The sequence below is a fragment of the Mycobacterium sp. UNC410CL29Cvi84 genome, from assembly GCF_000686745.1.
GTDB classification, from domain to species: Bacteria; Actinomycetota; Actinomycetes; order Mycobacteriales; family Mycobacteriaceae; genus Mycobacterium; species Mycobacterium mucogenicum_B.
The window spans coordinates 1-12,766 of record NZ_JMLM01000010.1; the positions used below are offsets into that span (position 1 = coordinate 1).

The window sequence follows — 12,766 nt, forward strand, 5'->3', positions numbered from 1 at the left end:
TTCGTGTGGGTGTTCTGTTGGGGCTGTGGTGCGGTCGTGAGCTGCGATCGCTCATGCCGGCAGCGCCGAGTTCGCGGTAGCGGCCGGCCCAGCGAGCCGCCGTGCTCACCGCGACCTGGAATCGCTCGGCAGCTCGCCGCAGCGGCCAACCATCCTCCACGACGCAGCGAGCCAGGCGCAGACGCCCGGTATCGGACAAAGGAGCATTACGGTGGGACATGAAGACCTCCGAGATGAGTTGGTGCGTTCCTCGACAGCTCGCACTTCACTCGGAGGTCTTCTTCATGTCACCACGCCACGCCGTACCTAACGTCCGTGGTCAGTACAGCTAGCCGGCGGCGAGCTGCTCGGCGCGCGTCTTGAGGTTGCCGGCCAGGTGGTCGAGCGCGTCGCCCACGACCTTCTTGATCATCATCGACGGGATACCCGGCATGTCGACTTCGACGTCCATGTCGACGGTCAGCAGGGCGCTGGCCCCGAGGTCGACCACGGAGAACAGCTGCTCCTGCTTCGAGAACAGGTTGCCCTGCTGCATGACGGTCTGAATCTGGCCGTCGCCCGGGTAGTAGACGGCCTGGATGTACGAGCCGTCCATGCCCTGGATCTTGGTGTCCAGCCGCAGCTGGCTGGGCCGGCCGTCGTCGTAGCGGTGCAGGATCCAGCAGCCGGTGACCTCTTCGTTCCACTGCGGGTAGGCCTCGAAGTCGGCGACGATCCCCAGGATCTGCGCTGCAGGTGCGGCAACCTCGACGGTCTTGCTCACGATCGGCATGGCCCAGAGCATATCGAGGCCGCTGCTCCGCCCCTCTTGCGCGTGCGTCCGTTGATCCTGAACTGGCGGCGGATGTCTCTCGACATTTCCCGCCCTGGATACAGGCTCAACGCATCCGGCGGCTGGTCCGGCCGTTGACCCTGAGCTGACGCACTCCGCTACTCGAGCTTCTCAGCCATCAGCGCAGAGTCAACTGACGACGGCGGTCTCCAGCAGTTCCCGGATCGGCGCCGGGATGGGGACGGGACGACGGGTGTCGCGGTCGACGTAGACGTGCACCCAGCTGCCAACAGCCGCGGGCGTGCTGTCACCGTCGGCCCACAGCCCGGTGCGGTAGGTGACGCTGCTGTTGCCCAGCCGGGTCACCGCGAGCCCGACGACCAGCTGCGACGGGAACTTCAGTTCCGCGAAGTACCGGCAGCCCGATTCTGCGACGACCCCGAGCCACGGCGCGGCCACCGGGTCGACGTCGCGCGTGGTGTTGATCCACGCGTTGATCGCGGTGTCGAAGAGCTCGTAATAGACCGCGTTGTTGAGGTGGCCGAACATGTCGTTGTCGGTCCACCGGGTCTGCACGGGCCAGTGCACCGGGAATTCCGCGGTGGTCAGTGCCTGCTCCATGTCGGCCAGTCTGTCAGGCTGGTGCCATGTTGATTCGCGGTGCCGTACTCGAAGAGATCGGGCGCGCCCGCCCGTACGCTGAATCGAAGCCGCTGACCATCAGCGAGCTGGACCTGGACGCCCCGGGCGACGGCGAGCTGCTGGTCCGTATCGAAGCGGCCGGGCTGTGTCATTCCGATCTTTCGGTGGTCGACGGCAACCGGGTTCGCCCGGTGCCGATGCTGCTCGGTCACGAAGCGGCCGGGATCGTCGAACAGGTCGGCGGCACTTCGGATTTGGCGGTCGGGCAGCGCGTCGTCATGACGTTCCTGCCGCGCTGCGGCCAGTGCCGGTCCTGCGCGACGGACGGCCTTGCGCCCTGCATTCCCGGCAGCGCCGCCAACGGCGCGGGCACGCTGCTCGGCGGCGACACGCGGCTATCTCGAAGCGGTGCAACGGTTCTCCATCACCTTGGGGTGTCGGCCTTCGCGACGCACGCGGTGGTGGACCGCCGTTCTGTGGTGCCCGTCGACGCCGACGTGCCACCCGTCGTCGCCTCACTGCTCGGCTGTGCGGTGCTGACCGGCGGCGGCGCGGTGCTCAACGCCGGACAGCCGAAGCCCGGCCAGACGGTGGCGATCGTCGGCATGGGCGGAGTCGGGATGGCTGCGATGCTCACGGCGCTGGCACACGACGATGTGCGGGTGGTCGCCGTCGACCGGTTGCCGGACAAGCTCGAGCAGGCTCGCGCGCTCGGCGCGCACGACGCCGTCACCGATCCGGGAGACATCAAGGCCGATGTGGTGATCGAGGCCGCCGGTCACCCCGCGGCCCTCGAGACCGCCATCGGCATGACGGCCCCGGGCGGCAAGACCATCACGGTCGGGCTACCGCATCCCGACGCGCGAATCTCTGTGTCGCCCTTGGCATTGGTCGCCGACGGACGGTCGCTGATCGGCAGCTATCTCGGGTCGGCCGTGCCGGCTCGGGACATCCCGCGCTTCGTCGAGCTGTGGCGCTCGGGTCGGCTGCCGGTCGAGAAGCTGGTGTCCGACACCATCTCGCTGGACGACATCAACACCGGCATGGACGCCCTCGCCGACGGCCGCGCGGTGCGGCAGATCGTGCAGTTCTAGACCGGGGCCGGCGCGGCCGCCCTCGCCGCGTCGAGAACACGTTGCCGCAGGGCATCCGACTGTTCATCGGCGGATACCCCTCCGGCGGAAGGACTTCCGGCCGCGGGCTGAATGAACCATCCCCGCGAGACCCGTGCGAGTTGATGACTCAGGGTGACCATCTCGGCCGTCCGCTCGTGATACCTGTTGAAGGCGCGCAGGTGATCATCGGGTGTGGTGGTCAGCTCGTCGGCAAGCACCGCGGCGCCGATGATCGCCAATGTCGCACCCATTCCCGACAACAGCGACGGGCTGTGGGCCGCATCGCCGACAAGCGCGACACGGCCCCGATGCGGCTGCCCGACGACGACCTGGGCGACGGAATCGAAATAGAAGTCGTCGGCGTGATCCATGCCGTCCAGTAGTTCCGCGGTCCGCCACCCCATGCCGGCGAAGGCCTCATTGAGCCAAAGTTGTTGAGCCGCAGCGTCAGTTCGGTCGTAGGGGACCGCCGGCGAGTCGAAGAACAAGCCGACGACGATCTTGCGGTTGCGCTCGACGCTATAGCAACCGAGGGTGCGGCCGGGTCGATTGAGCAACAACCCGGACCGATCGAGATTCAGCACGTTGTCGGTGGTGAAGTGCGCTTGGTAGCAACCCAGATGCCGCACGAATTCCGATTCGGGCCCGAAGGCCAGGGCTCGGGTCTGCGAGTGCAGTCCATCGGCGCCGATGACCAGGTCGAAGCCGTGGCTCGTGCCGCTCTGAAACGTGACCGCCACGTGGCCGCCGGCATCGTCGAGCGACGTCACGGAATCATTGAAGCGGTAGGCGATTCCGCCCTGCGCCGCGGCGAACAACACGGCGCTGAGGTCGGTCCGAAGTAGCTCGATGTCGCCGCTGATCACTTCTGGCGCCATGGTGACGACGCGATTGCCTGCGGGATCGATGCGATAGAAGTCGGCGAGCTCGGTCGCGCGCGTGCGCAGCTCGTCGTACACCCCCATATCGGAGACGATGTCGACCGCCGGTCCGCGCAGGTCCACGGCGTTACCACCACGGCGCAACGCCGGTGCCCGTTCGACGACGGTCACCCGGAAGCCACCGCGGGTGAGCCGGTACGCCAAGACGATGCCGGCGATTCCCGCACCACAGATCAGCACTTCGCGGCCGGCGACACCGGCCGAATGATGGTCAGCCAAAGACATTTCATGGTCCTTTCGGCCGCGGCCGAGCCCATCGCCCGGTCCGACCCAGCCCAGGCTAGAGCGATACTTGACCAATGGTCAAGTATCGACTTGTTATCGTGCTCGAGACCGGAAAGGGAGGCGATGGCGCGTCTTGACCGAGCAGCTGTCCTCGCAGGTGCCTGGGCATTCATCGAGGAGCACGGCATCGACGCCCTGACGATGCGCAAACTCGCAACGTCGCTGGGCGTCAACCACGGAACGCTGTATTGGCACGTCGAGAACAAGCAGGGACTGACCGACGCGCTCGCCGACGACCTGCTCCACGGGGTAGCCGACGAAACCGGCTCGGGCGCACAGGGCAGCGACCGGTTGATCGAGCTCGCACACCGGCTGCGATCGGCATTGTTGTCACATCGAGACGGCGCACGCGTCCTGGCCGGCACGTTCGTCCGCCAGCCCAACACGTTGACTTTCGGCGAAGCGGCAATCAGCGCCGCCCTCGCCGCCGGCCTGCCCGAGGCCGAAGCCGTCTTGGTCGCTTTTTCCGTGCAGTACTACGTCATGGGCTTCGTCATAGAGGAGCAAGCAGCCTACAAGCTCGCGCGGGACGAATCCCGAGACAACGGTCGGGAACCCATTGACGCCACGTCGTACCCGAACGTGTCCGCCGGGTTGGCAACACTGCGAAACACCCCGCGCGACAGGCAGTTTGCCTACGGCCTGACTCGGCTGATAACGAACACCGGCGCGCCCGCCTAGAACCAGGCGTCCCGCATCTCGAGCGTCGTGCGGTCCAGCGACTCGAGCAGGTCCAATTGCGGTGCGGTCTTGGGCAATTCGAATCGGAAGAAGTACCGGGTCGCCTGCCGCTTGCCGTCATAGAAGTCGCCGTCCTTGCCTGCCGACGCCACGAACTGTTCCAGCCACAGCCACGCCACCACGATGTGCCCGAACGCTTCCAGGTAGACGTGGCTGTTGGCCATCACCGCGGGAATGTCGCCCGAGCCGAACATGCCGCCGGTCACCGCGACCAGTCGCTGCCACGACGCATCCAGCGCGCTCGCCAATTCGGCGCCCTCGCCGCCCAACTCGTCGGCTGCGCGCACCGTCTCTGCGATGACCTGCCCCAGCGCCGCCAGGCTCGCACCGCCTCGCTGAGTCACCTTGCGGCCCAACAGGTCCAGGCTCTGGATGCCGTTGGTGCCCTCGTGGATCGGGTTCAGCCGGTTGTCACGGTAATGCTGCTCGACGTCGTATTCGCGCGTGTAGCCGTACCCGCCGTGCACCTGGATCGCCAGGTTGTTGGCTTCCAGACACCACTGCGACGGCCAGCTCTTGACGATCGGGGTCAGGATGTCGATCAGCAGGCCGGCCGCGTCGGCCTCGGCATCGGACTCCGCGCTGTGCTGCACGTCCACCAACCGCGCGCAGTACAGGCCGAGCGCCATGCCACCTTCGACATAGGCTTTCTGCGCCAACAGCATTCGTCGTACATCGGGGTGTTCGACGATAGGCACCTGCGGCGTCGTCGGATCCTTGACGTCCAGCGGGCGGCCCTGCGGCCGCTCCCGCGCGTACTGCACCGACTTGAGGTAGCCGGTGTAGCCGAGCGCCACCGCGCCCATGCCCACGGCCATCCGGGCCTCGTTCATCATCTGGAACATGTAGACGATGCCGCGGTGCGGCTCGCCGACCAGATAGCCGACCGCGCCGTTCTCGCCACCCGGATTGAATTGCGTATCACCGAAATTCAGCACCGTGTTGGTGACGCCGCGTTGCCCCATCTTGTGATTGAGGCCGGCAATGGCCACGTCGTTGCGCTCGCCGATCGACCCGTCGGGGTTCACCAGGTACTTGGGCACGATGAACAGCGAGATGCCCTTGGTGCCGGGCGGTCCGCCGGGGAGCTTGGCCAGCACGAGGTTGACGATGTTGTCGGTGATCTCGTGTTCGGCGCCCGAGATCCACATCTTCGACCCGAACAGCCGGTAGGTGCCGTCGTCGCGGGGTTCGGCGCGGGTGGCCACGTCGGCGAGCGACGATCCGGCCTGCGTCTCCGAGAGCGCCATGGTGCCCGAAAAACGGCCTGCCAGCATGGGTTTGACGTAGGTCTCGATCTGCTCGGGCGTGCCGAACTTGGTCAGCAGGTTCGCGTTGGCGATGGTCAGCATCAGGTAGCCCGACGTCGACACGTTGGCCGCGGCGATCCAGGCGAACGCCGCCTGCGCGACGACGGCGGGCAACTGCGCGCCACCCACCGATTCGTCCATCGACATGCCGATCAGATCGGCGCCGACGAACGCGTCCCACGCCTCTTTGACCTCCGGGACCATCGTGACGGTCTGCCCGTCGAAGGTCGGCTCGTTGGCGTCGCTCTTCTTGTTGTGCGGCGCGAAGTAGCGTTCGGCCAGTTGCTCACTGAGGTCCAGGACCCCGTCGAAGGTCTCGCGCGAGTGATCGGCGAACCGCTTGCGGCCGGTGAGTTGGTCGACCTTCAGCCACTCATACAGGAGGAAGTCGAGGTCGCGGCGGGATAGCAGCTGGGATTTCATCGGACCTCGGTCACCTCTCGATCGCGGGTTCTATGCGCCGCCGCCGAGGGGGTCCTCGGTGCGGATCGTTTCGTCGCGGATCAGGCCGCGCAGCAGTGCTGTGCTGAATTCGACGGCGATCTCGGAAGCCGTGCGCCGGCCGTGCGGCCGCAGCCACCGGTAGGCGCCCAGCGTCATCCCGATGTAGCCCAGCGCGAGGACATGCGAGTCGCAGTCGTTGAACTCGCCGCTGGCGATACCGCGGTCGATGACGTCGCGGACGTGCTCATAGACGGTCGTCTCCGCCTTGCGGATGTAGGCGACCTGCTCCTCGGTGAACCATTCGGTGATGTACGGCCCCTCCTGGAAGTACACCGCCGCGGATTCCAGGTCGCTGGCGATGCCCGTGAGCAGCCGCCGGGTGAAGTTGAAGATGGTCTCGCGCGCCGAGGCCGTCGGGTCGTCGTGCAGCGCGTCGACGGTGAAGTCGGCGGTCGACTTGTAGATGTCCCAGAGGATCAGCGACTTGCTGGCGTAGTAGTGGTAGACGGTCGCCTTGTTGAGTCCGACGGCGTCGGCGACGTCGTCCATCCGCGTCCCGTGGTAGCCACGGGCCGCGAACAATTTGGCGGCCACCGCCAGCAACTCCTCGCGCCGCGACGAGCCGTTCGACCCGTTCGACGCAGCCGAGGCGCCCGCGGGCGATCCCGTGGCAGAACCTTTTGTCGACGACTCTGAGGACATGTCAGCTCACTCTATGCAGCCGGGCGCACGGCCCGGGACCCAATCAACTGGTTGGCCAGTCTATGCCGTGGCATATCGACGACCGATCCGCCACTCGCAACCGGGACCCAGCAGCTAAGCTCGCGAGTAACAAGCTTGTCGGTTGGAGGCACCTGATGGATCCGAGCCCGGACTACGACGCGAGCGACGAGGTCGAGTACTTCTTCAACTGGGTCCCGTGGGGCCTGCGCGGCGTGTACCCGCCCCCGGCGTACCCACCGGTGTAACCACCCGAGAATTCCACCTCACCGACCGGTGTGTTGGCGCGCGGCGTCCCACCGGTCGGAATTGCGTGTACCCAAATCCGTGCGGATGACGTAGACATATCCAGGCAACGCCCCGGCACCGGACTTTTGGTCGCATTATGAGCGACTGCTAATTTATAAGCGATTGCTAACTGGTATAGGGGGGCAAGAGCACCGTCCCGACGTGGATGGGGGAGACTCTTGCAAGCAAACCAACACAGATCGGATCGGATTCGATGATCATCGGGATTCCCCGCGAGTCTCTGGCTGGTGAGACGCGGGTTGCCGCCACTCCTGCAACTGTCGGGCAGCTGATCAAGCTCGGCTATTCGGTAGTGGTTGAGTCCGGCGCGGGCGACTTGTCCAGTTTCTCCGACGCCGCCTATGTAGAGGCCGGCGCCGACATCGGCTCCCCCTGGGCCGCCGACATCGTGCTGAAGGTCAACGCACCTGACGACGCCGAGATCGCGTCCCTCAAGGACGGCGCCACCCTGGTCTCGCTCATCTCCCCCGCGCTGAAGCCGGAACTGGTCGAAAAGCTCGCGACCCGCCCGATCACGGTGCTGGCCATGGACGCGGTGCCGCGCATCTCGCGCGCACAGTCCCTGGACGTGCTGTCCTCGATGGCCAACATCGCCGGCTACCGCGCCGTCGTCGAGGCCGCCCACGCCTTCGGCCGGTTCTTCACCGGCCAGGTCACCGCAGCCGGCAAGGTCCCCCCGGCCAAGGTCCTCGTCGTCGGTGCCGGTGTCGCCGGTCTGGCCGCGATCGGTGCCGCCGGATCGCTCGGCGCCGTCGTGCGGGCCACCGACCCCCGCCCCGAGGTCGCCGACCAGGTCGCCTCCCTCGGCGGTGAGTACGTGTCGGTCGACCCCAACGCCGGCGAAGTGTCCGCGACGGGCTACGCCAAGGAAATGGGCGACGACTACAAGGCCCGCGAAGCCGAGCTCTACGCCGAACTGGCCAAAGACGTCGACATCATCATCACCACCGCGCTGATCCCGGGCCGCCCCGCGCCGCGGATCATCACCGCCGACATGGTGGCCTCGATGAAGCCCGGTTCGGTGATCGTCGACATGGCCGCGGCCAACGGCGGCAACGTCGAAGGCACCGTCAAGGACCAGGCCATCGTCACCGACAACGGCGTGACGATCATCGGCTACACCGACCTGGCCGGCCGCCTGCCCGCGCAGGCCTCGCAGCTGTACGGCACCAACCTGGTCAACCTGCTCAAGCTGCTCACCCCGGAGAAGGACGGCCAGGTCGTCTTGGACTTCGACGACGTGGTGCAGCGCGGCGTGACCGTGGTCCGCGACGGCGAGATCACCTGGCCCCCGCCGCCGGTGCAGGTCTCCGCAGCCCCGGCCGCCAAGGCCGACGCGACCCCGGTGGTCTCGCAGGCCAAGGAGCCGATGTCGACGCAGCGTCGTCTGGGCATCACCTTCGCCGCGGCCGCAGTCCTGTTCGTGCTGATCGCCGCCTCCCCGGCCGCCCTGCAGGTCCACCTGACGGTGTTCGCCCTGGCGATCGTGATCGGCTACTACGTGATCGGGCACGTGCACCACGCCCTGCACACCCCGCTGATGTCGGTGACCAACGCGATCTCCGGAATCATCGTGGTCGGCGCACTGCTGCAGATCGGGCACCACAACACCCCGATCACCGCCCTGGCGGCCGTGGCGATTCTGCTCGCCAGCATCAACGTCTTCGGTGGCTTCGCGGTGACCCGCCGCATGCTGGCCATGTTCTCCCGCAGCTAGAGCCTGCTGACCTAAAGAACCTTTGGAACGGATTCATGTTCAACGCAGAAACCATCACCAACGTGGCGAACGCGGCCTACGTCGTCGCCGCCCTGTTGTTCATCCTCGCTCTGGCCGGGCTGTCCAAGCACGAGACCTCCAAGGCCGGTAACGCCTTCGGTATGGCCGGCATGGGCGTCGCCCTGATCGCGACTATCGTGCTGGCCGTCAACAACAAGATCGAGCCGCTCGGCCTGGCGCTGCTGGTCGGTGCCATGGCCATCGGTGCCGCCATCGGCCTGTGGCGTGCCCGCATCGTCGAGATGACCGGCATGCCCGAGCTGATCGCGCTGCTGCACAGCTTCGTGGGTCTGGCCGCCGTGCTCGTCGGCTGGTCCGGCTACCTGCACGTCGAGCACGAGCTCGACGGCCAGGGCGCCCTCGAGCTGGCCAAGGAAGGCATGCTCGGCATCCACTCCGCCGAGGTCTTCATCGGCGTGTTCATCGGTGCGGTGACCTTCACCGGTTCGATCGTGGCCAACCTGAAGCTCTCGGCCAAGATCAGCTCCTCGCCGCTGATGCTGCCCGGCAAGAACTTCCTCAACGTCGGCTCGCTGGTGCTGTTCGTGGCGCTGACGGTGTGGTTCGTCATCTCCCCGAACCTGTGGCTGCTGGTCGGCGTCACCGTCCTGGCCCTGCTGCTGGGCTGGCACCTGGTCGCCTCCATCGGCGGTGGCGACATGCCCGTCGTCGTCTCGATGCTCAACAGCTACTCCGGTTGGGCCGCGGCCGCCTCGGGCTTCCTGCTGTCGAATGACCTGCTGATCATCACCGGCGCGCTCGTCGGCTCCTCCGGTGCCTACCTGTCCTACATCATGTGCAAGGCCATGAACCGGTCGTTCATCTCCGTCATCGCCGGCGGCTTCGGCATCGAAGCCGGCCCCGCCGAAGACAAGGACTACGGCGAGCACCGCGAGATCACCGCCGAGGGCGCCGCCGAGCTGCTCGGCTCGGCCGACTCCGTGATCATCACCCCCGGCTACGGCATGGCCGTGGCCCAGGCCCAGTACGGCGTCGCGGACCTGACCCGCAAGCTGCGCGAGAAGGGCGTCAACGTCCGCTTCGGTATCCACCCCGTCGCCGGCCGCCTGCCCGGCCACATGAACGTGCTGCTCGCCGAGGCCAAGGTGCCTTACGACATCGTGCTCGAGATGGACGAGATCAACGACGACTTCGACGACACCGCAGTCGTTTTGGTGATCGGTGCCAATGACACCGTGAACCCGGCCGCCTCCGAAGATCCGGGCAGCCCGATCGCCGGCATGCCGGTGCTCACCGTCTGGAACGCCGACAACGTCATCGTGTTCAAGCGCTCCATGGCCTCGGGCTACGCCGGCGTGCAGAACCCGCTGTTCTTCCGCGACAACACCCAGATGCTGTTCGGCGACGCCCGCGACCGCGTCAACGACATCCTCGCCGCGCTGTAGCAGTACACGAAAAGGCCTCCAATCCATCAGGATTGGAGGCCTTTCGTGTCGGTGCCCGACACAACGTCAGTCTGAGAGCGTCGCTGAAGCCATATACGGTTATCTGCGCTCCCAGCCTGACGTTGTGTTCGCGTCTCCCGCCATCCCGGGCCGCCGGGCACCCATCAGCGCACGAAATCGCCTATCGCTGCGAGGAACTGGTCCGGCTTCTCGACCATCGGGCTGTGCCCGGAGCCTGCGATGAGGTGCGGCGGCAGGCCCGCGGCGGTGTAGCGCGCGACGTTCGACGCCGTCGGCGTCAGGACGTCCTTGTCGCCCCACAACACCAGCACCGGCTTGCCCAGCCCCTTCAACGTCTCCACCACCGGACGGCCGGGCTCCTTGGAGTCACACACGCCCGCGTAATTGAGCTGTTTCAGGGACCGAAATGCCAACGCCGGAACGGGGTAGTCGGCGGCAAACCCGGTCTGCAGCGAGCTTTCACTGATCGCGTCGACGCCGCGGAAGCGGTCCAGCGCGGGCCCGATGACGGGCCAGCACAGCATCCTGCCGAGCAGCGGCATCGCGACCAGATCCTCGCCGGCCGGGGTATCGGAAACCGCCACGCGCTCAACCATTTCCGGGTACTTGGTGGCGAACGCGGCAGAGACCTCACCGCCCATCGAATGCCCCACCAGTTCGGCATGCCGGACACCCAGCGCCTCGAGCGCGCGGTGGACGGCCTCGGCCTGACCGTCGGCGTGATACGGCGCCGCATCGGTCGGCGCCTCCGAGCCACCATGCCCGACAAGGTCGACGGCGATCACCCGCTGATGTGCGGCCAGTGCCGGGGCGACCTTCTCCCACCACTCGATGGACGCCGAATACCCGTGCAGCAGAACGATTGCCCGGTCACCGGGCGGCCCGTACTCGCGGACGTTCAGGTCTGGGCCGTCGAGTGTGAGCACGTGGCCGCCGGCGAACGGTTCTGCCGCGCGGCTGGTGTGCGCCACCACCACGGCGTTGACGACCAAGGCCACCACCGCAGCCACCAGCAGGCCCACCAGAATGCGCAGTTTCATGGCGCGACGCTACCGCCGCGGGCCCACTCCCAGCGACGAATTATCTGTTGCCCCCCAGCTCGCGCTCGGGTGGCGAAGTCACCGTCACCCGGGTTCCGCCACCGCCGGCGGAGTCGACGAGCATCGACCCACCCATCGCGTCGAACCGCGCCAGCAGCGAGCCCAGCCCGATGTGTCCGTCGGCCACGTACCGTGACACCACCGCGGGGTCGAACCCGACGCCGTCATCGGCGACGGTCAGGACGACGCGATTGCCGATGCGGCCCAACCGCACCGACACCGTCGTGGCCTGGGCATGCTTGCCGATGTTGGTCAGCAGCTCACGGGCCGCGCGGTAGAGCAGCTGCTGCGAATCCGGCTTGCCCACTTCCTCGAGGTCGGCGCGTACCGCGATCCGGCCGCGAGACTCGAACTGCCGCAGCAGTTCCCGCACCGCCGGCGTCAGGCCGAGCTGGGCGAGCACCTGCGGATGCAGCTCGGTGACCGTCGAGCGCAGTGCCGTCGCCGTGTCTTCCAGCGCGGCGTAGACCGCGTCGAGTTCGGGCCCCGGGGTCCGCTCCCGGACCTCGTCGAGCTGCAGCCTGGCCGCCAGCAGCGTCTGCAACGGGCCGTCGTGCAGCCCTTCGGCGACCTCCCGGTTGTGCCGCTCGTCGGACTGCATGGCTTCGGACACCAGCTGGCGGCGCACCTCCTGCAGAGCCTGCACGCGCTCCTGACGACGCACCAACACGAAGCACAGCACGGTGGTGGCCACCGCCAGCCACACGAGGAATCCGAAGTGCGTGTAGACCATGTTCGGCAGGCCCATGCGGTCGTCGTGTTTGGAGTAGAAGATCCACACCGCCAGATAGCCCGTCGCCGTCAGGGTCCCGATCGCCGCGGTCATCAGCGGCCGGTCCTGGAATGCCACCGAGATGGGCAGCAGGAAGAAGACGGGCAGCAGGGCCGCGGTCGCGCCGCCGGACACCAGGCACAGTGCCAGGATCACCACCAGGTCGATGCCGGTCGACGCCCAGTCCGCCCAGCGCGGTACGGGCCCGCGCAGCACCGCCACCAGCCAGATCACCGCGGCGACGGCATACAGGCCCAGGATCACGGCGTACAGCTCGGGCAGCCAGTGGTCGACCTCCCAGATCCACACCAGGACACCGATCAGCGCGATCAGCGGGAGCCGTAGTCCGGCGGAAATCCGCACCGGTTCGGCGGCCAGGTACTCCCCGATCCGGCTGAGTGTCGGGCTCAC

At 67.0% G+C, this 12,766-nt stretch carries 13 protein-coding genes; 5 read left to right on the forward strand and 8 right to left on the reverse strand.

Translation table 11 applies throughout. The annotated features are described in order from the left end of the window. The 3 genes from BR47_RS32615 to BR47_RS0114860 form a co-directional block, all read right to left on the reverse strand. A partial coding sequence (locus BR47_RS32615) for a leucine zipper domain-containing protein (RefSeq protein ID WP_155987071.1) occupies positions 1-220 on the reverse strand: 220 nt, incomplete at its 3' end. Positions 221-328: 108 nt separating this feature from the next. After that, on the reverse strand, positions 329-772 hold the full coding sequence (locus tag BR47_RS0114855) for an SRPBCC family protein (protein WP_029120001.1): 444 nt from the start codon (positions 770-772) through the stop codon (positions 329-331). A 189-nt stretch (positions 773-961) separates the two neighbouring features. Next, positions 962-1,393 (reverse strand): acyl-CoA thioesterase, encoded by a 432-nt coding sequence (locus tag BR47_RS0114860; protein WP_020100011.1) that lies wholly within the window; start codon positions 1,391-1,393, stop codon positions 962-964. Between the two features lie 26 nt (positions 1,394-1,419). On the opposite strand from BR47_RS0114860, the gene BR47_RS0114865 reads away from it, so the two are divergent. Further along, a complete protein-coding gene (locus tag BR47_RS0114865) occupies positions 1,420-2,508 on the forward strand; it encodes an alcohol dehydrogenase catalytic domain-containing protein (RefSeq protein WP_029120002.1) in 1,089 nt (362 codons plus the stop codon). Here the strand turns inward: BR47_RS0114865 and BR47_RS0114870 are convergent. After that, positions 2,505-3,695: an FAD-dependent monooxygenase gene (locus BR47_RS0114870; protein ID WP_029120003.1), complete on the reverse strand. Its 1,191-nt coding sequence runs from the start codon at positions 3,693-3,695 to the stop codon at positions 2,505-2,507. The two genes, BR47_RS0114865 and BR47_RS0114870, sit on opposite strands and share 4 nt — an antisense overlap. Positions 3,696-3,818: 123 nt before the next feature. Between BR47_RS0114870 and BR47_RS0114875 the strand changes: the two genes are divergently transcribed. Further along, the gene (locus BR47_RS0114875; RefSeq protein WP_029120004.1) at positions 3,819-4,436 is read left to right on the forward strand and encodes a TetR/AcrR family transcriptional regulator C-terminal domain-containing protein; all 618 of its coding nucleotides are present in this window, start codon (positions 3,819-3,821) and stop codon (positions 4,434-4,436) included. Here BR47_RS0114875 and BR47_RS0114880 read toward each other — a convergent pair. Beyond that, a complete protein-coding gene (locus BR47_RS0114880) occupies positions 4,433-6,229 on the reverse strand; it encodes an acyl-CoA dehydrogenase (protein ID WP_020100007.1) in 1,797 nt (598 codons plus the stop codon). The two genes, BR47_RS0114875 and BR47_RS0114880, sit on opposite strands and share 4 nt — an antisense overlap. A 30-nt stretch (positions 6,230-6,259) precedes the next feature. Next, on the reverse strand, positions 6,260-6,952 hold the full coding sequence (locus BR47_RS0114885; RefSeq protein ID WP_029104872.1) for a TetR/AcrR family transcriptional regulator: 693 nt from the start codon (positions 6,950-6,952) through the stop codon (positions 6,260-6,262). Between the two features lie 152 nt (positions 6,953-7,104). Here BR47_RS0114885 and BR47_RS33110 point away from each other — a divergent pair, with 152 nt between their 5' ends. The 3 genes from BR47_RS33110 to pntB all read left to right on the forward strand — a co-directional run bounded on the left by BR47_RS33110 (position 7,105) and on the right by pntB (position 10,462). Then, positions 7,105-7,218 carry a hypothetical protein gene (locus BR47_RS33110; protein WP_177127396.1) on the forward strand — a complete coding sequence of 38 codons (114 nt, stop codon included), beginning with the start codon at positions 7,105-7,107 and terminating at the stop codon, positions 7,216-7,218. Between the two features lie 254 nt (positions 7,219-7,472). Continuing rightward, a complete protein-coding gene (locus BR47_RS0114895; protein ID WP_029120005.1) occupies positions 7,473-8,996 on the forward strand; it encodes a Re/Si-specific NAD(P)(+) transhydrogenase subunit alpha in 1,524 nt (507 codons plus the stop codon). A gap of 35 nt (positions 8,997-9,031) precedes the next feature. Beyond that, positions 9,032-10,462, forward strand: coding sequence for a Re/Si-specific NAD(P)(+) transhydrogenase subunit beta (pntB, locus tag BR47_RS0114900; protein WP_020100003.1), 1,431 nt, complete (start codon positions 9,032-9,034; stop codon positions 10,460-10,462). Between the two features lie 164 nt (positions 10,463-10,626). Here pntB and BR47_RS0114905 read toward each other — a convergent pair whose 3' ends face one another. Together BR47_RS0114905 and BR47_RS0114910 are read right to left on the reverse strand one after the other, a co-directional pair. Next, on the reverse strand, positions 10,627-11,523 hold the full coding sequence (locus BR47_RS0114905) for an alpha/beta fold hydrolase (RefSeq protein WP_029120006.1): 897 nt from the start codon (positions 11,521-11,523) through the stop codon (positions 10,627-10,629). Between the two features lie 40 nt (positions 11,524-11,563). Then, positions 11,564-12,766, reverse strand: coding sequence for a sensor histidine kinase (locus tag BR47_RS0114910; protein WP_029120007.1), 1,203 nt, complete (start codon positions 12,764-12,766; stop codon positions 11,564-11,566).